Annotated in this window: 4 protein-coding genes; all 4 read left to right on the top strand. The window is 69.7% G+C overall.

The window, feature by feature from the left end:
* From CCN37_RS15205 to CCN37_RS15220, 4 genes are read left to right on the top strand one after another with little or no spacing between them, the layout of a single operon-like run.
* The gene (locus CCN37_RS15205) at positions 1 to 4,947 is read left to right on the top strand and encodes a non-ribosomal peptide synthetase (RefSeq protein ID WP_086821423.1); all 4,947 of its coding nucleotides are present in this window, start codon (positions 1 to 3) and stop codon (positions 4,945 to 4,947) included.
* Positions 4,944 to 15,536, top strand: a complete 10,593-nt coding sequence (locus tag CCN37_RS15210) for a non-ribosomal peptide synthetase (RefSeq protein ID WP_086821424.1) — start codon at positions 4,944 to 4,946, stop codon at positions 15,534 to 15,536. The genes CCN37_RS15205 and CCN37_RS15210 overlap by 4 nt, the downstream gene beginning before the upstream one ends.
* A complete protein-coding gene (locus CCN37_RS15215) occupies positions 15,533 to 20,986 on the top strand; it encodes a non-ribosomal peptide synthetase (protein WP_210408037.1) in 5,454 nt (1,817 codons plus the stop codon). Before CCN37_RS15210 ends, CCN37_RS15215 begins: the two co-directional genes overlap by 4 nt.
* Positions 20,983 to 22,173 (top strand): cytochrome P450, encoded by a 1,191-nt coding sequence (locus CCN37_RS15220; RefSeq protein WP_086821425.1) that lies wholly within the window; start codon positions 20,983 to 20,985, stop codon positions 22,171 to 22,173. Before CCN37_RS15215 ends, CCN37_RS15220 begins: the two co-directional genes overlap by 4 nt.
* Positions 22,174 to 22,187 lie beyond the last annotated feature (14 nt).

Raw genomic sequence — 22,187 nt, forward strand, 5'->3', positions numbered from 1 at the left:
ATGGATGAACAGCTGTCGGCGGAACAGCGGCACCGGATGCTCGTCGAGTGGAACGACACGGCTCGCGATGAGCCTGCGGAGTCGTTGACGCGCTTGGTTGAGCGGCACGCGCGGCGGACGCCGGACCAGGCCGCTGTGCTGTGCGGCGAGGTGCGGCTGAGCTACGGCGAGCTGAACGCCAGTGCGAACCGGTTGGCGCGGCATCTCGCAGGGTTGGGCGTGGGGCCCGAGTCGGTGGTGGCGATCGCGTTGCCCCGCTCGGAGCGCACGGTGGTGGCGATTCTCGCGGTCCTCAAGGCGGGAGCGGCTTACCTGCCGATCGATCCTGGGTATCCCAGGGACCGCGTGGCATTCATGGTGTCCGACGCCCGGCCGGAGATCGTGATCACTGACAGTGCGATCGACCTGCCTGCGGCGAATGTGTTGCTGCTGGACGACCCTGCGGTTGAGAAGGCGATATCTGCTTGCGCCGCAGCAGATCTCGTGGTGGATGTTGATCCGGCGAACCCTGCTTACGTCATCTACACGTCGGGCTCGACCGGGACGCCGAAGGCGGCGGTGATCGAGCGGCGTTCGCTGGACGACCACCTGCTCACCGCCTGCGCCGAACACCCTGCGGTGCAAGGCGTCTCGATCTGGCACACCTCCGTGTCCTTCGCGCACACCGTGCAGCAGTTGTTCCCGCCGTTGGCGGTGGGCGGTTGCGTGCGGATCGCGAGCCTGGAGCCGGGTGTGTCCGATGTGGACATCACGTGCACCTTCCTCAAGGCCACGCCGAGTCACTTGCCGTTGCTGGACGAGCTGCCGGGGAACTTCTCGCCGACGCAGGAGCTGATGCTGTGCGGTGAAGCTCTGCTGAGCGAAGCGGTCGACCAGTGGCGGCGGGCGCACCCGGAGATCAGGGTGGTCGGCGGCTACGGTCCGACCGAGGTCACGTTGCACTGCGCGGAGTTCGTGATGCAGCCCGGGGACGAGACGCCGTCCGGGGTCGTGCCGTTGGGCCGTGTGATGCCGAACTCGCAGGTCTACGTGCTTGATGAGCGACTGCAGCCGGTTCCGCCGGGCGTCGCGGGAGAGCTGTACCTCAGCGGCTCGGGCGTGGCGCGCGGCTACTACCGGCGGCCGGGGTTGTCCTCGGAACGCTTTGTCGCCAACCCTTTCGGTGCTCCGGGCAGCCGCATGTACCGCACGGGCGACCTGGCGCGCTGGCGGGAGGACGGCATCCTGGAGTTCGGCGGGCGCGTGGACAACCAGGCCAGCGTTCGCGGTTTCCGGATCGAGCTGGACGAGGTCGCGGCGGCGGCGGTGTCCCACCCGGATGTGGCCTATGCGGCGGCCGTCGTGCGCGAGGACCGGCCTGGTGACAAGCGGATCGTCTGCTACGTCGTCGCGGCGGGCAAGCCGGTCGACAGGCGGGTGCTGCGCGAGCACATGAGCGAGTGGCTGCCGGAGTTCATGCGGCCGTCGCTGATCGTTGAGCTGGACGCGCTCCCGTTGAACCCCAACGGGAAGGTCGACCGCCGGGCACTGCCAGCTCCGGAGTTCGCCGCAGATGGGCGCGCGCCCGAGACCGACGACGAGAAGGTCCTCTGCGGACTGGTCGCGGACGTGCTCGGACTGCCCTCGGTCGGCGTGGACGACGACTTCTTCGAGCTGGGCGGGCATTCCCTGCTGGCGGTGCGGCTGCTCGGCCGGATCAGGTCGGCTTTCGGCGTCGAGCTGTCGCTGAGCACGGTCTTCGAGTCGCCCACGGTCGAGAAGCTGCTGTGGTGCTTCGACACCGCCGCGAGCGCGCGGCCCCCGCTGACCGCCGTCGAGCGGCCGGAGCTGGTCCCGTTGTCGTCGGTGCAGCGGCGGTTGTGGTTCATCGACCAGTTCGAGGGGCCGAGCCCGAACTACAACGTCGTCTGGGCGACGAAGCTCTCCGGGCGGATCGAACGCCTCGCCCTCGACGCGGCTCTCGTCGACGTCGTCGGGCGGCACGAGGCGCTGCGCACGGTCTTCTTCGAGCACGAAGGCGCGCCCTACCAACGAGTCCTGCCACCCGCTCGCGTGCTGTCCACTGTGGACTTCAGTGAGGAGGCGCTGGCCGCGGCGGTACGGCACACCTTCGACCTCAGCGCCGATCTTCCGGTGCGGGCGACCCTGCTCTCCCGGTCGAAGACCGAGCACGTCCTGCTCCTCGTCGTGCACCACATCGCCGCGGACGGCGGTTCGCTGATGCCGTTGACGCGCGACCTCTCCACGGCGTACGCGGCCAGGGTCGCCGGGAAGACCCCTGACTGGCAGCCGCACGCGGTGCAGTACGCGGACTTCGCGTTGTGGCAGAACGACCTGCTGGCCGCCGAGGAAGAGAAGCAGATCGACTTCTGGAAGCGGACGCTGGCCGGAGCGCCGGAGCTGCTGGAGCTGCCGCTCGACCGCCCGCGCCCGGCTGAGCCGAGCTTCCGGGGCGACCGCGTGCCGTTCTCCGTGGACGCGCGCCTGCACGAACGCCTGGCCGGGCTCGCCAGGGAGACCGGCACCACGATGTTCATGATCGTGCACGCCGCGCTGGCGGCCCTGCTGACCAGGATGGGCGCGGGCACGGACATCACGCTGGGCACCGCGTCGGCCGGGCGCGTCGACGCGGCGTTGGAGGAGCTGGTCGGCTTCTTCGCCAACACCTTGGTGCTGCGCTCCGACACCTCGGGCGAGCCGGGGTTCCGCGAGCTGCTGGGCCGGGTTCGCGCGGCGGACCTCGCGGCCTACGCCAACCAGGACGTGCCGTTCGAGCGGCTGGTGGAGGTGACCAATCCGACCCGGTCCCTCGCGCACACCCCGCTCTTCCAGATCATGCTGACCTACGAGGACGGGGTCGGCTCGCGGGTCGAGCTGCCCGGAGTGTCCACTTCGGACTACCCGATGGGTGCGGGCGTGGCCCGGTTCGACCTGTCCTTCTTCGTCTGGGAGAACCCGGCCGGGGCGGGGATCGACGGCTACCTGGAGTACGCGACCGACCTGTTCGACCGGTCGACGGCCGAGCGGCTGGTGTCCTTCCTGGTGCGCCTGCTCGATGCGGCGATCACCGAGCCGGAGAAGCCGATCGGGCGGCTGGACCTGCTCTCCGAGGCCGATCGGAACGCGCTTCTGGTGGAGTGCAACGACACTGCCGCCGACGTGCCCGACGCACTGCTCACCGAGATGATCGCCGCGCAGGTGCGACGCGTGCCCGACGCCACCGCGGTGGTGTGCGGAGCCGACAGCCTCACCTACGCGGAGCTGGACGCGCGTGCGAACCGGCTCGCGAGGTGGTTGGTGCGCAACGGGGTTGGGCCGGAGCGCTTCGTCGGTGTGGCGCTGCCGAAGTCGACGGAGACCGTCGTCGCGCTGCTCGCGGTGCTCAAGGCGGGCGCGGCCTACCTCACCGTGGACCTGGCCTACCCGGCCGAGCGGATCGCTTACATGCTCGACGACGCGGCCCCGGTGCTGGTGCTCACCCGCTCAGATCTCGCCGCTGGAGTTCCGGCTGACAACCTTGTGCTGCTTGACGAACTGGACCTCAGCGAGCTGTCGGAGCACGAGTTCAGCGCAGCGATCTCCATGCGCAACCCGGCGTTCGTCATCTACACCTCGGGTTCCACCGGGCGCCCCAAGGGAGTTGTGGTCGAGCACCACTCGATCAACCACTACCTGGCGTGGAGCCGTCAGCTGTACACGGAGGTGCGCGGCCGGGCGCTGGTGCACTCCTCGTTGTCGTTCGACCTGACCGTCACCGGGGTTTTCGCGCCGCTGACCGCAGGTGGCTGCGTGCAGCTCATCGAACTGGACGACGAGGGCAGCGCCGACGACGTGGCGCGACCGACGTTCGTCAAGGCGACGCCGAGCCACCTGCCGATGCTGATCAACCTGCCCGCCCGGTTCTCGCCGACCGACCAGCTCGTGCTCGGCGGAGAACCGCTGCTGGGCGAGGTGCTGGACGAGTGGCGGGCGCGCAACCCCACGGCCACGGTCTTCAACGAGTACGGCCCGACCGAGACCACCGTGGGCTGCATGGAGTACGTGATCAAGCCGGGTGACCGCGTTGTTCCCGGCGTGCTCTCGCTCGGCAAGCCCAGCTGGAACACGCAGATGTACGTGCTGGACGGCAACCTCAACCCGGCTCCGGTGGGAGTCGCGGGGGAGCTGTACATCGCGGGCGATCTGGTGACCCGCGGCTACCACAACCGGCAGGGCCTGACCTCGGAACGCTTTGTCGCCAATCCTTTCGGGTTGCCCGGAACGCGGATGTACCGCTCCGGCGACCTCGGCCGGCGCCGCGCGGACGGGCAGCTGGAGTTCATCGCCCGCGTCGACGACCAGGTCAAGGTGCGCGGCTACCGCATCGAGCTCGGCGAGATCGAGGCCGTCGTCGGCCAAGCCCCCGGCGTCGGCGGTGTCGCGGTGATCGTGCGCGAGGACCGCCCCGGGGACAAGCGGCTGGTCGGTTACGTGGTGGCGGACGGGGCGCTCGACGTGGAGGCCCTGCGGGCGAGGTGCGCCGAGTACCTGCCGGAGTACATGGTGCCGTCCGCGTTCGTCACGCTGGACTCGCTGCCGCTGACCCCGAACCGCAAGCTCGACCGCAAGGCGCTGCCCGCCCCGGAGTACGGCGAGTCGTCGAACGGCCGGGCACCCGCGACGCCGCAGGAGAAGATCCTCTGCGAGCTGTTCGCCGAGATGCTGGGCGTTCCCTCGGTCAGCGTCGATGACGGCTTCTTCGCGCTGGGCGGGCATTCCCTGCTCGCCGTGCGCCTGCTCAGCCGCATCCGCTCCGCCTTCGGCGCCGACCTGTCGCTGCGCGAGCTGTTCGAGGCGCCCACCGTCGCCGCAGTGGCCACCGCAGTCACCACTGCTGTCACCGCGAACCCTGTCGAGAAGGCCCGGCCGGCCCTGCGCCGCATGCCGAGGCCGGAGGAGGTCTCGTGATCCCCCTGTCCTTCGCGCAGCAGAGGCTGTGGTTCCTGCACCGCCTCGAAGGCCCGAGCGCCACCTACAACGTGCCGCTCGCGGTGCGGCTCTCCGGTGCGCTCGACCTCGGCGCGCTGCGGGAAGCCCTCGGTGACGTGGTGGGGCGGCACGAGTCGTTGCGCACCTGCTTCCCCGAGGTCGACGGCGAGCCCCGGCAGCACGTCCTGCCTTCGTTCCGCCCCGATGTGTCCATTGTGGACATCACGGAGGACGTGCTGGCGGGCGCGATCACCGAGACCACCAATCGGACCTTCGACCTGACCGCCGAAGTGCCGCTGCGCGTGACGCTCTTCCGGCTCGGCGGCTCCGAGCACGTCCTGCTGATCGTGACGCACCATGTGATCTCCGACGGCTGGTCGACGCGCCCCCTGCTGCGCGACCTGTCCGCCGCCTACGACGCTCGGTCTGCCGGTTCGAGTCCACAGTGGACTGATCTGCCCGTGCAGTACGCGGACTACGCGCTCTGGCAGCAGGAAGTTCTGGGCAGCGAGGACGATCCGGGCAGCCTCATCAGCCGCCAGCTCGGCTACTGGACCGACGCCCTGCGCGGAGCGCCGGAGCTGCTGGAGCTGCCGACGAGCAAGCCTCGCCCCGCCGTCGCTTCCCACCGGGGCAACAAGGTCAGGGTGCGGCTCGCCGCTTCGTTGGCGGAGCTTGCCCAGGAGACCTCGACCACGCCGTTCATGGTGTTGCAGGCCGCAGTTGCCACTCTGCTGACCAGGGTCGGCGCGGGCACGGACATCCCGGTCGGCACGGTGGTGGCTGGGCGCACGGAGGAAGACCTGGAGGACCTGGTCGGGTTCTTCGTCAACACGTTGGTGCTGCGGACGGACACCGCTGGCGACCCGACGTTCCGGGAGCTGCTGGCGCGCGTCCGCAGCGCTGATCTCGATGCTTTCTCGCACCAGGACGTGCCGTTCGACCGTGTCGTTGAGGCCGTCAATCCGGCGCGCAGCCTCGGGCACCACCCGCTGTTCCAGGTCGCCCTCGTGCTGCAGAACGCTGACGCGGACGGGGTGTCCCTGCGCGGCTTGGACGCCGAGGTGCTGCCTACCGACCTGATCGGTATCGCGAAGTTCGACCTGTCGTTCAGCTTGCAGGAGACCGCTTCCGGCGTTGTGGGCACGCTGGAGTACGCGGAGGACCTGTTCGGCCAGGCCGCTGCCGAGGCCCTGGCCGCGAGGTTCGTTCGCCTGACCGAAGCGCTTGTGTCCAATCCGGACAGTCGCATCGGCGAGGTGGATCTGCTTGCTGAGGAAGAGAAGCAGCAGATCGAAGCGTGGAACGACACCGCGCGGCCGTTGCCTGGAGGCGACATCGCTTCGCTGTTCGAAGCGCAGGCGCGGTTCACTCCGGACGCGGATGCGTTGGTTTACGGCGCTGACACCGTCACTTGCGCGGAGCTGAACGCGCGGGCCAACCGGCTGGCGCACCGTTTGGCGGATCTCGGCGTGGGGCCGGAGGTCGCGGTCGGCCTGCTGGCGGCGCGGTCGATCGATCTCGTCGTGGCGATGCTCGCGGTGGTGAAGGCGGGCGGTGTCTACGTTCCGCTGCACCCGAGCTACCCGGCGGCACGGATGTCTTGGGCGATGCGGGAAACGCGGGCCACCGTGCTGCTCACCGACCTGGCCATGGCTGACCGGGACTTCGAGCACGAAGCCACGGTGGTTGTGTTCGACGCGGAGCCGCTTGACGACTACCCGGAAACCGACCTGGGCGTGCGCCCGCATGAGGAAAACCTCGCGTACGTCATGTACACGTCGGGTTCGACTGGGACGCCGAAGGGGGTGGCTGTCACCCACTCCGACGTGATCGCGCTCGCTTCTGACCAGCGGTGGCAGGGTGAGTCGCAGCGGCGGGTCCTGCTGCACTCCTCGCACGCCTTCGACGCGGCGACCTACGAGGTGTGGGCACCGTTGCTGGCGGGGAACCAGGTGGTGATCGCGCCGGACGGCGACATCGACGTCCGCGTGCTGACCGAGGTCCTGCGCTCGCATGAGGTCACGTGCGTCTTCCTCACCACTGCGCTGTTCAACCTTGTGGCAGAAGAGAATCCGGCGGGGTTCTCGACCGTGCACCAGGTGTGGCACGGTGGCGAAGCGGTGTCGCCGAGCGCGGTGCAGCGGGTGCTCGACCACTGCCCGGACACGCGCGTCGTGCACGTCTACGGGCCGACCGAGACGACGACCTTCGCGACGTGTTTCCCGACGCAGGCGCCGTATCGCGCTGAGGGCACCGTGCCGATCGGCCGCGCGATGGACAACCTCCGCGCCTACGTGCTCGACTCCGCGCTGCGCCCTGTGCCGCCTGGTGTGGCTGGGGAGCTGTACCTGGCCGGGGATGGGCTCGCGCGCGGCTACGTGGGGCAGCCCGGGTTGACGTCGGAGCGGTTCGTCGCGTGCCCGTTCGGCGGCCGGATGTATCGCACCGGTGACGTGGTGCGGTGGAACTCCGATGGGCAGATCGAGTTCGTGGGGCGCGCCGACCACCAGGTGAAGGTGCGCGGTTTCCGCATCGAGCTGGGCGAGATCGAGGCTGCGCTGTCCGCGCATTCCTCGGTGGCGCAGGCGACAGTGCTGGTCCGCGACGACCGCTTGGTGGCCTACGTGGCTGCGAAGAGCACGGCTGGGCTCCGCGAGCACTTGGCGCGGCACCTGCCGGAGTACATGGTGCCCAGTGCCTTCGTGGTCTTGGATGCGTTGCCGCTCAACAGCAACGGCAAGGTCGACCGCAAAGCCCTGCCGGAGCCCGACTTCGGCGGTGTCGCGGGCCGGGCGCCGCGTACTGCGCGCGAGGAGATCCTTTGTGGACTGTTCGCGCGGCTCCTCGGGGCGGAGCGGGTCGGCGTGGAGGACAACTTCTTCGACCTCGGCGGGCATTCGCTGCTCGCCTCGCGCCTGGTCAGCCGGGTTCGCGCGGAGCTGGGCGTCGAGCTGAGCATCCGCGATCTCTTCGAGGCGCCGACCGTGGGGAAGTTGGCGGAACGGCTGGCTTCGGCCGAGGGCGCGCGGCCCGAACTGCGGCCCGCAGGAGAGCACGACCAGCTGTCGTTCGCGCAGCAGCGGCTGTGGTTCCTGCACGAACTCGATGGCCCGAGTCCGACGTACAATGTGCCGTTGGCGCTGCGGATGGTCGGCGACCTCGATGTCGACGCCCTGACGGCCGCCCTCGGCGACGTCGTGGAGCGCCACGAGCCGCTTCGGACGGTCTTCCACTCGGTGGAGGGCACCCCGCGACGCCGCGTGCTCGACTGGACGCCGAGCATCACCGTCGCGCAGGGTGATCTGCTGGCGGAGGCCCGTCAGTCGTTCGACCTCAGCGATGATATTCCGTTGCGCGCCAAGCTGTTCAGCTCAGATGGCGAGCACGTGCTGCTCATCCTCATGCACCACATCGCCACCGACGGCTGGTCGCACGGACCGATGTGCCGCGACCTGGCGGAGGCGTACACCGCGCGGCTGGCTGGGAACGCGCCGGACTGGGCGCCGCTTCCGGTCTCCTATGCGGACTACGCGGTGTGGCAGCGGGATCTGCTGGCCACCGAGGAGAAGTCGCAGCTCGACTACTGGCGCGGCGCTCTGGACGGCTTGCCCGAGCTGATCGAGCTGCCGACCGACCGGCCTCGCCCCGCGGTCGCCTCGCACCACGGCGATGTGGTGTCGTTCGACCTCAGCCCGGAGCTGCACGAGCAGATCGTCGCCGTGGCGCGCCAACACGGTGTCACGGTCTTCATGGTGGTTCGCGCCGCGCTGGCCGTGTTGTTGTCCCGCATGGGTGCTGGGACCGACATCGCGCTCGGAGCGCCGGTCGCTGGCCGCTCGGACGAAGCTCTTGACGGGCTGGTCGGCTTCTTCGTCAACACGTTGGTGCTGCGAACGGACCTGTCCGGCGATCCGTCCTTTGTGGACCTGTTGGCTCGGGTGCGGGAGACCGACCTCGCCGCGATGGCGCACCAGGACGTGCAGTTCGAGCGCCTGGTGGAGGTGCTGAACCCCGACCGTTCGCTGGCGCACCACCCGCTGTTCCAGGTCGCGCTGACGGTGAACCGGGGCATCGCGGGCGGGATCGACATGCCGGGCCTCACCGCCACCGCCGAGGACGTGTCCATCGGCGTGGCGAAGATGGACCTGGTCCTGGACGTGATCGAGTCCGACTCGGGAGCGCGGGCGAGCGTGCAGTACGCCACCGATCTCTTCGACCGCGCCACCGTTGAGACCCTGGTCGAGCGCTTCCTCCGCGTGCTCACCGCCGTCACATCCGCTCCTGACACCAGGATCGGCGCGCTCGACGTGCTGAGCGCGGACGAGCGGCACCGGTTGCTGGCTGAGTACAACGACACCGGCGTCGAGCTGCCGGCGGCCACGATCCCGCACCTGTTCGAGGAGCAGGTCCGGCGCAACGCCGATGCGCCTGCTGTGCGGTTCGGCGAGGTCTCGCTGAGCTACGCCGAGCTTTCCGGCCGGGTCAACGGCCTCGCTCGGACCCTCATCGCGAAGGGCGTCGGTCCGGAGCGCGTCGTGGCGCTCGCCCTGCCGCGGTCGCTGGACATGGTGATCGCGCAGCTCGCGGTGCTCACGGCGGGCGGCGCTTACCTGCCGGTGGACCCGGACTACCCCGCCGACCGCATCGATTTCATGCTCTCCGACGCTCAGCCCGTGCTGACGATCACGCAGCTGGACGATCTTTCTGATGGGGCGGCTCCGGTCACCGATGCCGACCGCATCGCCCCGCTGAGCGTGGACAGCCCGGCGTGGGTGATCTACACCTCCGGCTCGACGGGGCGGCCGAAGGGGGTCGTTGTCTCGCATCGCGGGCTCGCCTCCCTCGCGGCGACGCACGTGCAGAACTTCGAGGTGGGGCCGGGCAGCCGTGTGCTCCAGTTCGCTTCGCCGAGCTTCGATGCGGCGGGGTGGGAGTTGTGCATGGCGCTGCTGTCGGGCGCGTGCTTCGTCCTCGCGCCCGCTGAGCGGCTTCAGCCCGGTGAGCCGCTTTCCGCGCTGATCACCGAGCAGGGCATCACGCACGTGACGCTGCCGCCGGTGGCGCTGGGCGTTACTGAAAACCTGCCGACCGGGCTCACGTTGGTGGTGGCGGGCGAGGCGTGCCCGCCGGAGTTGGTCGGCCGGTGGTCGGTCGATCGCCGGATGATCAACGCTTACGGTCCGACCGAGACCACGGTCTGCGCGACGATGAGTTCTCCGTTGTCCGGCACAGTGATTCCGCCGATCGGCCGTCCGATCGTGAACGCCAAGGTCTACGTGCTCGACGCGCGTCTTCAGCCGGTGGCGCCCGGTGTGACGGGCGAGCTGTACGTGACTGGCGCGGGCCTGGCGCGGGGGTATCTGGGGCGACCGGCTCTGACGGCTGAGCGGTTTGTGGCTTGTCCGTTCGGTGGGCGGATGTATCGCACGGGTGACTTGGCGCGGTGGAACTCCGATGGGCAGGTGGAGTTCGTGGGTCGTGCTGACCACCAGGTGAAGGTGCGTGGTTTCCGCATCGAGCTTGGTGAGATCGAGTCCGTGCTGGCCACTCGCGTCTCCCAGGCGACGGTGATCGTTCGCGAGGATCGCCCCGGGGATCGCCGGATCGTGGCTTACGTGGTCGGCGATGCGACTGGTTTGCGTGAGCACGCGGCGAGCCAGTTGCCGGACTACATGGTGCCGTCGGCGTTCGTGGTGCTGGACGCCCTGCCGGTCACGCCCAACGGCAAGATTGACGTGAAGGCGTTGCCTGCTCCGGCGGCCGAGGTCACGGGGGCGAGGGCGCGCAATCCGCGTGAAGAGCTGCTGTGCTCGCTGTTCGCCGAAGTCCTTGGTGTGGAACGAGTCGGCGTCGATGACAACTTCTTCCACCTCGGCGGGCATTCGCTGCTGGCCACCCAGTTGATCAGCCGAATCCGCACGGTCTTCGGTGTCGAGCTGCCGGTGCGCGTCCTCTTCGAAGAGGGCACGGTCGCGCGGCTGGCTGAGCGCGTCGACGGCGCGGAGTCCGCGCGCACCGCTCCGACGCCTCGCCCGCGTCCTGAGCGTCCGCCGCTGTCCTTCGGCCAGGGGCGCCTGTGGTTCGCCTACCAGTTGGAAGGCGCCAGCTCGACGTTCAACGTGCCATTGGTGCTGCGCCTTACCGGCGACCTCGACTGCGGCGCTATGCGGGACGCTGTCACGGATGTGGTGCGGCGGCACGAAACCCTGCGCACGGTGTTCCCGGACAACTACCAGCTGGTCCGCGATGTCTTCGAGGTGCCTTTCACGGTCGCCGAGGTCTCCGAGGACGACCTGCTGCCCGCCGTTCGTTCCGCGGCCGACTTCCCGTTCGACCTGGCCGAGGACCTCCCGACGCGCGCGACGGTGTTCAAGATCAGCGAGGACGAGCACGTCCTGTTGCTGCTGATGCACCACATCGCGGCGGACGGCGCCTCGATCGGCCCGCTGCACGAGGACCTGGCCGCGGCTTACGCGGCGCGGCGGGCCGGGCGTGCTCCTTCGTTGGCGCCGCTTGAGCTGTCCTATGTGGACTACTCGTTGTGGCAGCGCGAACTGCTGGGCACCGAGGACGAGCCGGGCAGCGTCGTCGCGGCGCAGCTGGACTTCTGGCGTAGCTCGCTGGCAGGGCTGCCGGAGCTGATCGAGCTGCCGACCGATCGGCCTCGGCCGGCAGTGGCTTCCTATCGCGGCGCTGACCTGTCCTTCGAGATGGGCGAAGAGCTGCACAAGGCCGTTGTCGCGTTGGCGCGCCAGCACGGTGTCACGGCGTTCATGGTCGTGCGCGCGGCCCTTGTGGCGCTGCTGTCCCGCATGGGAGCTGGCGCGGACATCGCGATCGGAGCGCCGATCGCCGGGCGCTCGGACGAAGCTCTTGACGGGCTGGTCGGGTTCTTCGTCAACACGTTGGTGCTGCGAACTGACGCGTCCGGTGATCCGTCCTTTGTGGACCTTCTGAAGCGCGTGCGGGAGTCCGACCTCGCGGCATACGCGAACCAGGACGTGCCGTTCGAGCGCCTGGTCGAGGTGCTGAACCCGGACCGCTCGCTCGCGCACCACCCGCTCTTCCAGATCAGCATGAACTTCCAGAGCGACGCCGAGTCGTTCTGCCAGCTCGACGGGCTCGACGTCGAACCGATCGACATCGGCGTCGGAACGTCCAAATTGGACTTGCAGTTCGGCTTGCGCGAGTCGTACTCCGCCGACGGCACTCCTGCGGGCGTGAGCGTCAACGTGCAGTATGCGGCCGATCTCTTCGACCACAGCACGGTCGAAGCGCTGTCCGCGCGCTTGCTCCGCGTGCTCGAAGCGGTCGTGGGCGATCCGTCGCAGCGCATCAGCGCGGTGGAGGTGCTTGCCGACGACGAGCGGGCCCGCTTGCTGGACGAGTACAACGCCACCGATCAAGACGTTGCCGCAGCGGTCATCCCGGAGCTTTTCGCCCGCCGTGTCGCGGAGAACCCGGATGCTCCGGCGGTCGTCTTCGAGCGGGAGACAGTCTCCTACGCGCAGCTCGACGCCCGCGCGAACCAGCTCGCCCGACACTTGGCGAGCCAGGGAGTCGGCCCGGAAACCATTGTGGGAGTGGCACTTCCGCGCTCGGTGGACCTGGTTGTCGGCGTGCTCGCCGTGCACAAGGCGGGCGGCGCGTACGTGCCGATCGACCCCGACTACCCGGCTGACCGCATCGAGTACATGATCACCGACGCCAAGCCGGTTGGCGTGCTCACGACTCCCGAGCTGGCGTCGCGGTTGCCCGAGGGCACCACGGTGTTCGAGGTCGGCGGGGTGGCGGACCTGCCGTCGCACGAGCTGGAGCGCCCTGGCCTGACCGTCGACTCCCCGGCCTGGGTGATCTACACCTCCGGCTCGACCGGCAGGCCCAAGGGCGTGGTGGTCGCACACCGCGGCCTGGCCGCGCTTTCGGCGACCCACGTGCAGAACTTCGAGGTCGGGCCAGGAAGCCGGGTGCTCCAGTTCGCTTCGCCGAGCTTCGACGCGGCGGGGTGGGAGTTGTGCATGGCGCTGCTGTCGGGCGCGTGCCTGGTCCTCGCGCCCGCTGAGCGACTTCAGCCTGGTGAGCCGCTGGCCGAGGTGATCCGCGAGCAGGGCGTCACCCACGTGACGCTGCCTCCCGTGGCGCTTGGTGTCACGGAGGATCTGCCGGAGGGCTTGACCCTGGTGGTGGCGGGTGAGGCGTGCCCGCCGGAGTTGGTCGGCCGCTGGTCCGTCGACCGCCGCATGGTCAACGCCTACGGTCCGACCGAGACCACGGTCTGCGCCACGATGAGCGCTCCGCTGTCGGGAGCGGTCGTGCCGCCGGTCGGCCGTCCGATCGTGAACGCGAAGGTCTACGTGCTCGACGCGCACCTTCGGCCTGTCGCGCCGGGAGTGACCGGTGAGCTGTACGTGACCGGGGATGGCCTGGCGCGCGGCTACCTCAACCGGCCTGGTCTGACGGCGGAGCGCTTCGTGGCGTGCCCGTTCGGTGGGCGGATGTACCGCACGGGTGACTTGGCGCGGTGGAACTCCGACGGGCAGTTGGAGTTCATTGGGCGCGCGGATCTTCAGGTGAAGGTGCGCGGCTTCCGCATCGAGCTTGGTGAGATCGAGTCCGTGCTGGCTGCTCGTGTCTCTCAGGCGACGGTGATCGTCCGCGAGGATCGCCCGGGGGACAAGAGAATCGTGGCCTACGTCGTCGGTGACGCGACCGGTCTGCGTGAGCGCGCCGAGAGCCAGTTGCCTGACTACATGGTGCCGTCGGCGTTCGTGGCGCTGGACGCGCTGCCGGTCACGCCCAACGGCAAGATCGACGTGAAGGCGCTGCCCGTTCCGTCCGCCGAAGTCTCCGAGGCGAGGGCGCGCAGTCCGCGTGAAGAGCTGCTCTGCACATTGTTCGCGGAAGTCCTCGGCGTCGGCGAAGTCGGTGCGGACCAGGACTTCTTCGCGCTCGGCGGGGACAGCATCCTGTGCATCGAGCTGGCCACCTCAGCTCGCCGCGCCGGGCTGGTCTTCTCCGTCCGCGACATCTTCCAGCACCGCACACCCGAAGCCCTCGCGCTGGTCGCGACCGGGGACGACACCGCGCCCGTCACGCAGGACGACGACAGCGGGGAGTTCGCGCCCGTCCCGATCATGGAGTGGATGCGCGAGCTGGGCGACCCCTTCGAGGGCTACAACCAGTCCGTCGCCGTGCGCACACCGAAGACCGCCCGATTCGACGACTTGGCGAAGGCACTGCGCGCGGTTGTCGATCACCACGGCGCGCTGCGCACGCGACTGTCCACAAAGGACGAGCGCTGGAGCTTCACCGTCGCGGAGCCGTCTCGGCCCGCGTTGACGAGGGTCGACGTCGCCGGGTTGACCGACGACGAGTTCGCCTCCGTTGCGAAGGAACAGGGTGAGTCGGCGCGGCTGCGGCTGGCTCCGACCGAAGGTGTGCTGCTCCAAGCGGTGTGGTTCGACTTCGGCCCCGACACGGCCGGGCGCCTGCTGTTGGTGGTGCATCACCTCGCGGTCGACGGGGTCTCGTGGCGAATCCTGTTGCCGGACTTGGCCTCCGCGTGGCGCGCCGTGGTCGCCGGGCGCACTCCGTCACTCGACCCGGTCGTCACGTCGGTGGCGTCGTGGTCGCGCCGGATCGCCGAGCAGGCCAAGGAACGCGCCTCCGAGCTCGACCTGTGGCGCTCGGCCCTGGAACAGCCGGAGCCGGTGCTCGGCAGTCGTGCACTCGATCCGAAGCTCGACACCGTTGGCACCGTCCGCTATCTGACCACTGAACTGTCCACTGAGGACACATCGGCGCTGCTGACCACCGTGCCCACCGCCTTCCACGCGGGTATCAACGACGTCCTGCTGACCGGCGTCGCGCTGGCGCTCGGGTTCTGGCGGGGCGGCGGCAGCGAGGTCGTGCTGAACCTGGAGGGCCACGGCCGCGAAGACGTCGTCCCGGGCGCGGACCTGTCCCGCACGGTCGGCTGGTTCACGAGCCTCTACCCGGTCCGGCTCGACCCGGGAACGGCGGACTGGACGGAGGTCCGAGCGGGTGGTCCCGTTGTGGGCCGAGCCCTCAAGGCGGCCAAGGAGCAGCTGCGGGCCGTGCCGGACAACGGGATCGGCTTCGGGATGCTGCGCTACCTCAACGCGGAGACGGCGCGGGTGCTCGCGCCGCTGCCCGTGCCGCAGGTGGCGTTCAACTACCTCGGCCGCTTCGGTGGCAGCTCCGGCGGGCGCGGCAAGCCCGTCGACTGGACCCAGGTCGACGACGTCCCGACGCCGCAGGCTCGGGACCTCGACCAAGCGGTCTCGCACACCTTGGAGATCAACGCGGCGGCGGTGGACGACGCCGAGGGGCCGCGCCTGCGGGTGACCTGGTCGTGGGCCGGGGACCTGCTGTCCGAGACGGCCGTGGCCCGGCTCGCGGAGGCGTGGTTCGACGCGCTGCGCGGCCTGGTGCGGCACGCCGAGGACCCGACGGCGGGTGGTCTCACGCCGTCCGACCTCTCGTTCGGCCTCGACCAGGACGAGATCGACGAGCTCGAAGCGGAATTGGGGATTCTGGAGTGAAGCGATCAGCTCTCGAAGACGTGCTGCCCCTCTCGCCGTTGCAGGAGGGCATGTACTTCCACGCCAGCTACGACGAGGGCGGGGTGGACGTCTACCACTCCCAGTTCGTGCTCGGCCTCGGCGGAGCGGTGGAGCCCGACGTGCTGCGGGCCGCCGCGTCGGCGCTGCTGCGGCGGTACCCCGTGCTGCGCTCGGGTTTCCGGCTGCGCAAGAACGGCGAGCCGATCCAGGTGATCCACCGCGCCGTGCCGGAGGCGTGGGCTGAACTCGATCTGTCCGGAATGGACGATCAGCGCCTTGACGACTTCCTCGCCGAGGACCGGCAGCGCAGCTTCGACCTGGCCAAGCCGCCGCTGATGCGCTTCACCCTGGTCAAGCTCGCGCCGACCGCGTACAAGCTGGTCATCACCAACCACCACATCCTCGTTGACGGGTGGTCGTGGGGCGTGCTGATGGAGGACCTGTTCACCCTCTACGCCCAGCGCGGCGACGCGGCCGGGATGCCGTTGGTGGTGCCGTACCGCAACTATCCGGAGTGGTTGTCCAAACAGGACAGTCAGGCGTCGCTGCGGGTGTGGCGCGAGGCGCTGGAGGGCGTTGATCGGCCCACCGTGCTCGCCCCGGACATCGCGGGGGAGTCCGTCGTGCCCGCGCGGATCACCGTTGCGCCGGAAGGTCTTGGCGCTGAGGTGGACCGCGTGGTGCGGGCCAACAAGCTCACTGCGGCCACACTGGTCCAAGCCGCGTGGGCCTCCGTGCTCCAGGCGGTGACCGGCCGTGAGGACGTTGTCTTCGGCACCACTGTTTCCGGGCGAGCGCCGGAGATCCCCGGTGTGCAGAAGATGGTCGGGATGTTCATCAACACCGTCCCGGTCCGCGTGCGGCTCTGCTCCGACGAGCCGGTCGCGGACAACCTCGTGCGGCTTCGGGACGAGCAGTCGACGTTGCTGGCGCACCAGTACCTCCGGCTCACCGATGTGGTCCGGCAGACCGGTTTGCCGACGCTGTTCGACACGTTCGTGATCTTCGAGAACTACCCCGTCGACTTCTCCGCCCGCGAGATCGCGCCTGGGGTGCGACTGACCGACGTCGGCGGCCAGGACGCGGCGCACTACCCGATCCGGTTGGCCGCCGCGCTGACCGACCAGCGGCTGGAAGTGCTGCTGGAGTACCGACCCGACGTGTTCGACGCCGAAGCCGCGCAGTGGATCGCCGACGCCTACGTGCGGGCGTTGTGGGACGTGGTGCGGCGGTGGGACGAGCCCTTCGGCCAGCCCGTCGAACTGTCCGATGTGGACCGTGAGCGGATGTTCGGCTCTTTCGCGGAAGTGGTGTCGGAACCAGCGGAGCCCGTTCGCTCGCGCCGTCCCCGCGACTCGCGCGAGGAGATCCTGTGCGGCCTGGTCGCTGAGGTCCTGGGGCGGGAGAACGTCGGCGTCGACGAGGACTTCTTCGCGCTCGGCGGTCACTCGCTCAGCGCGATCCGGCTGCTGTCGCGCGTCCGCGCGGTGTTCGGCGTCGAGCTTCCGGTGCGGGTGATCTTCGAGGCGCCGACCGTGGCGTTGCTGTCCGAGCGCGTTCGCGGTGGCGGCTCGACGCGGCCCGCGCTTCGACCTGGGATCAGGCCCGCGCATGTCCCGCTCTCCTCCGCTCAGCGGCGGCTGTGGTTCATCCAGCAGCTCGAAGGCCCCAACGCCACGTACAACCTGCCGATGCCCGTGCGGCTGACCGGCCAGTTGGATCGCCAGGCGCTGATCTCCGCGCTCGGCGATGTGGTGGCCAGGCACGAGAGCCTGCGCACGGTCATCGCTGAGCACAAGGGCACTGCGCACCAATGGATTCTCGACGCCTCGACCAAGCCTGTCGTGCAGGTCGTCGACGTCACGGAGGAGGAGCTGCCCTCGGCGTTGCGCACTGCGGCGGCCACCCCCTTCGACCTCGCCCGTGACCTGCCGATCCGTGGTTGGGTCTTCGCGCTGTCCGAGCGCGAGCACGTGCTCCTGCTGGTGCCGCACCACATCGCCATGGACGGCTGGTCGGCCGGTCCACTGTGGAGCGACCTCGTCGCCGCCTACAGCGCCCGCTGCGCAAGCACGAGTCCACAGTGGACTCCCTTGCCCGCCCAGTACGCGGACTACGCGCTGTGGCAGCAGGAACTGCTCGGCAGCGAGCAAGACCCCGACAGCCTTATCAGCGAGCAGCTGGCGTTCTGGCGGGACACCCTGACCGGCTCGCCGGACTGGTTGGAGCTGCCCACCGACCGGCGTCGCCCCGCCGCGCCCAGCCGCCTCGGCGACACGGTCGAGTTCGCCACCGGGGCTCAGGCCCACGAGGGACTGGCCAAGCTGGCGCACGGCAGCCAGGCCAGCGTGTTCATGGTGGTGCACGCGGCGCTCGCGGCCCTGCTGACCAGGCTCGGCGCGGGCACGGACATCCCGATCGGCACCGCCGTCGCGGGGCGTGGCGACCAGGCGCTGGACGAGCTGGTCGGCTTCTTCGTCAACACCCTCGTGTTGCGCGCCAACACCTCCGGCGACCCGACCTTCCGCGAACTCCTCGCCCGCGTGCGGCAGACCGACCTGGCGGCGCTCGCGAACCAGGACGTGCCGTTCGAGCGCTTGGTGGAGGTGGTCAACCCGGTCCGCTCGGCCGCGCACCACCCGCTGTTCCAGGTGATGCTGGCGTTCCAGAACACCGGGGGCGAGATCAGCGAGCTGCCAGGGCTGACCGCGACCGCGGAGGGCTTCGGCGTCGGCGTCGCCAAGTTCGACCTGTCCTTCAGCGTGCGCGAGACCTTCGACGCGGACGGCGCTCCGGCCGGGCTCGAAGGAGTCCTGGAGTACTCGGCCGACCTGTTCGACCGCGACACCGCCCGCGCGATCACGGATCGATTGGTGCGGCTGCTCACCGAGGCCGCCGCCGACCCGGACCGGGCGCTCAGCGGCCTGGAGCTGTTGTCCGACAAGGAGAAGCAGCAGCTCGTCACACCGCCGACCGCCGCTGAGGTCTCCACCCTGCCGGAGCTGTTCCAGGCGCAGGTCGCGCGCACGCCCGACGCGCCCGCCGTGGAGTGCGAGGGCGTCGTCCTCACCTACGCGGAGCTGAACGCGCGCGCCAACCGGCTCGCCCACCACCTGATCGCCGAGGGCATCGGGCCGGAGAGCATCGTGGCGCTGACGCTGCGCCGCTCGATCGACTACGTGGTCAGCGTGCTCGCCGTGAGCAAGGCGGGCGGCGCCTACCTCCCGGTCGATCCGGAGTACCCGGCGGAGCGCATCGACCACGTGCTCAGCGACGCGAAGCCGGCCATGACGATCACATCGTCCATTGTGGACGGATTGGCGAGTTTCCCGGACACGGACCCCGTCGTCGAGATCACGCCGGATCACCCGGCGTACGTCATCTACACGTCGGGTTCGACGGGCAAGCCTCGCGGGGTCGTGGTCACCCACGCTGGTCTGGCGGCGTTGTCGGCCAACCAGGTCGAGCACTACCGAGTCGACGGCGACAGCAGGGTGTTCCAGTTCGTGTCGCCGAGCTTCGACGTCTCCGTGGCCGAACTCAGCCTCGCGTTGTTGTCGGGTGCGTGCTTCGTGGTGCCGTCGCGTCAGCTCGCGGGCGCCGAACTCGCCGCCGCGCTGGTCGGACAGCGGATCACGCACGTGATGGTGCCGCCGTCGGTGATGAGCGGTGTGCCCAAGGTCGAAGTGCCGTCGCTGCGGGCGTGGATCACCGGCGCGGAAACGTGCCCGGAAGACCTGGTCGACTTCTGGGCGCGCGACCGGCTGATGATCAACGCCTATGGCCCGACCGAAGCGACCTGCGATGTCACGTTCACGGCGTGCACTCCGGGGCGGCCGTTGACCATCGGGACGGCCATCGACGGCATGGGCACCTACGTGCTCGATTCCTCGCTGCGCCCGGTGCCGCCGGGCGTGGTGGGGGAGCTGTACATCGCTGGGCGCGGGCTCGCGCGGGGGTATCTCGGCGATCCCGCCACCACTGCGGCGCGGTTCGTGGCCAGCCCGTTCGGCAGCCCGGGCACGCGGCTCTACCGCACCGGCGACCTCGCCAGGTGGCGCGGGGGCCGGCTGGAGCTGGCGGGTCGGGCCGACACGCAGGTCAAACTGCGCGGCTTCCGGATCGAACTTGGCGAGATCGAGACCGCACTGCGCCGCCACGACGAGGTCGACGCGGCGGTGGCGATCGTGCGGGAGGACCGTCCCGGAGATCGGCGGCTCGTCGCCTACGTCGTCGGGGGCGTGTCTAGCCCAGAGCTGCGGTCCTACCTGGCCACGCGCCTCCCGGACTACATGGTGCCGTCGTCCTTCGTCGCCATGGACGCGCTTCCGCTGCTGCCCAACGGGAAGCTCGACCGCAGGGCGCTGCCGGAGCCGGTCGTCGAGACCTCCGACAGCGCGCCGCGAACCCCGCGCGAGAAGGTCCTTTGTGGACTCTTCGCGGAGGCGTTGGGCGTCGCGGAGGTCGGCGTCGACGACGACTTCTTCGAGCTGGGCGGGCATTCGCTGCTCGGCGTCGAGCTTGCCGGGCGCGTCGGCACGGTCCTGGGCGCGGAGCTGACGGTGCGCGCGGTGTTCGACGCGCCGACCCCGGCTGCTCTGGCCGCGCTGCTCGACGGTGAGCCCACGCAGCGCGATGCCTTCGGAGCGTTGCTTCCATTGCGCACCAAGGGCAGCCGTCCGCCACTGTTCTGCCTGCCGCCGATCGCGGGGATGAGCTGGCGCTACACCGGCCTGCTGCGCTCGCTCGATCCGGAGATCCCGGTGTACGCGCTCCAGTCGCGCGGCCTGGACGGGGAGGAGGAACGCCCGCAGACGATGGAGGCGATGGTCGAGGACTTCGCCGAGCTGATCCGTTCCGTGCAGCCCGAAGGGCCGTACCACCTGGTCGGCTGGTCCTTCGGCGGCAACCTCGCGCACGCCCTCGCGACCCACCTGGAGGACGTCGGCCTGCTCGCGATCCTCGACGCCTACCCCGCCGAGGAGGACAAGCGCGGCCAGTCCGACCGAAAGGCGTTGCTGGCCAGCATGTTCGAGGAGTACGCCAAGGCGTACGGCGACGACGGCGCGGACGTGCCGCAGGACGAGGAGACCTTGCGCGCGCGGATCGTCGACTACCTCGGGCGCGGCGCCAGCGAGCTGAGCCGGCTGGACGAGCGGCGGCGCTCCACCGTGCTGGAGGTGATGGTGACCAACGCGACCCTGGCGCTGACCCACGAGCCCGAGCGCTACCCCGGTGACGTGGTCCTGGTGGTCGCGGGCCGCAGCCGCAAGGACTGGGCCACCCCGGAGAGCTGGAAGTCCACTGTGGATGGAGAGATCATCGTGCACGAGGTGGACTGCCTGCACGAGAACATGATGGAGCCGGGCCCCGCGTCGGAGATCTGCGAGATCGTCGAGGCGGGCCTGCCGCAGGAGGTGCGACGATGACCGTGATCGCGGAAGCCGCCCTGGATCTCGGCGATCCCCAGCTGTACAGCTCGGAGGAGCGCTTCGCGCTGTGGCGGGAGCACGCCGCCGCCGACGCGCTGGTGTGGAGCGGGCCGGGCAGCTCGCCGCGCGGGTTCTGGTCGGTGTTCTCCCACGAGGCCTGCCGCAAGGTGCTCTCGCCGACGGCGCCGTTCACCTCCGAGTACGGCATGATGATCGGCTTCGACGCGGAGCAGCCCGACAACTCCGGCGGCAAGATGCTGGTGGTCACCGATGGCGAGCACCACACCTACCTCCGCCAGATGGTCGCCCCCTTCCTGTCCAAGGCGATGGCCACCACCCTCGGCGAGTTCATCGACGAGGAAGTGCGCGCCAGCGTCGACGAGGCGTTGGAGGCGGGCGGGGCCGACGTTGCCCTGCGCATCGGCCCGAGCCTGCCCGCCGCCGTGGTCTGCGAGGTGCTCGGCGTGCCCGCGGAGGACCGGGAACGCTTGGTGGAGCTGACGAATCACGCCTTCGGCGGCAACGACAGCGCCTTCGACAAGATGTCGCCGAGCGAGGCGCACTCCGAGATCCTCATGTACTTCTACGAGCTGGTGTCGCGACGCCGCCGCGACCCGGGCGACGACCTCGTGAGCACCATGCTCGCGGACGGGCGGCTCGGCCCCAGGGACGTGCTCGTCAACTGCAACAACGTGTTGATCGGCGGCAACGAGACGACTCGGCACGCGATCACCGGCGCCTTCCACGCGCTGAGCACCGTGCCGGAAGCGCTGCCGCGGCTGCGCGAGGACCCCTCGCTGCTGGGCAAAGCCGTGGAGGAGGTCGTGCGGTGGACCTCGCCCGCGATGCACGTGCTGCGGGTCGCGACGGAGGACGTGGAGCTGAACGGCCGCGTGCTGACCAAGGGAACGCCGGTCGTCGCGTGGCTCCCGGCGGCCAACCACGATGAGCGCGTCTTCGCCGATCCCCGTGCGTTCCAGGTGGATCGGACCCCGAACCGGCACCTCGGCTTCGGCAACGGCCCGCACCACTGCCTCGGCGCGGCGCTGGCCCGGGCGGAACTCGCGGCGGTCCTCCGGGTGCTCGCGGAGCGTGTGAAGGAGATTTCCCTTGCCGCGCAGCCGAAGTGGATGCGGTCGAACCTGACCCAGGGCTACGTCGGCTTGCAGGTGGACTTGCACTGAGTCAGTGCACGGGA

It is taken from the genome of Allokutzneria sp. NRRL B-24872, from assembly GCF_002155965.1.
GTDB lineage: Bacteria > Actinomycetota > Actinomycetes > Mycobacteriales > Pseudonocardiaceae > Allokutzneria.

Excerpts from the sequence above, each read along its gene's own strand:
- CCN37_RS15220 (WP_086821425.1), top strand. The coding sequence starts at position 20,983 with ATGACCGTGATCGCGGAAGCCGCCCTGGATCTCGGCGATCCCCAGCTG.
- CCN37_RS15205 (WP_086821423.1), top strand. The coding sequence starts at position 1 with ATGGATGAACAGCTGTCGGCGGAACAGCGGCACCGGATGCTCGTCGAG.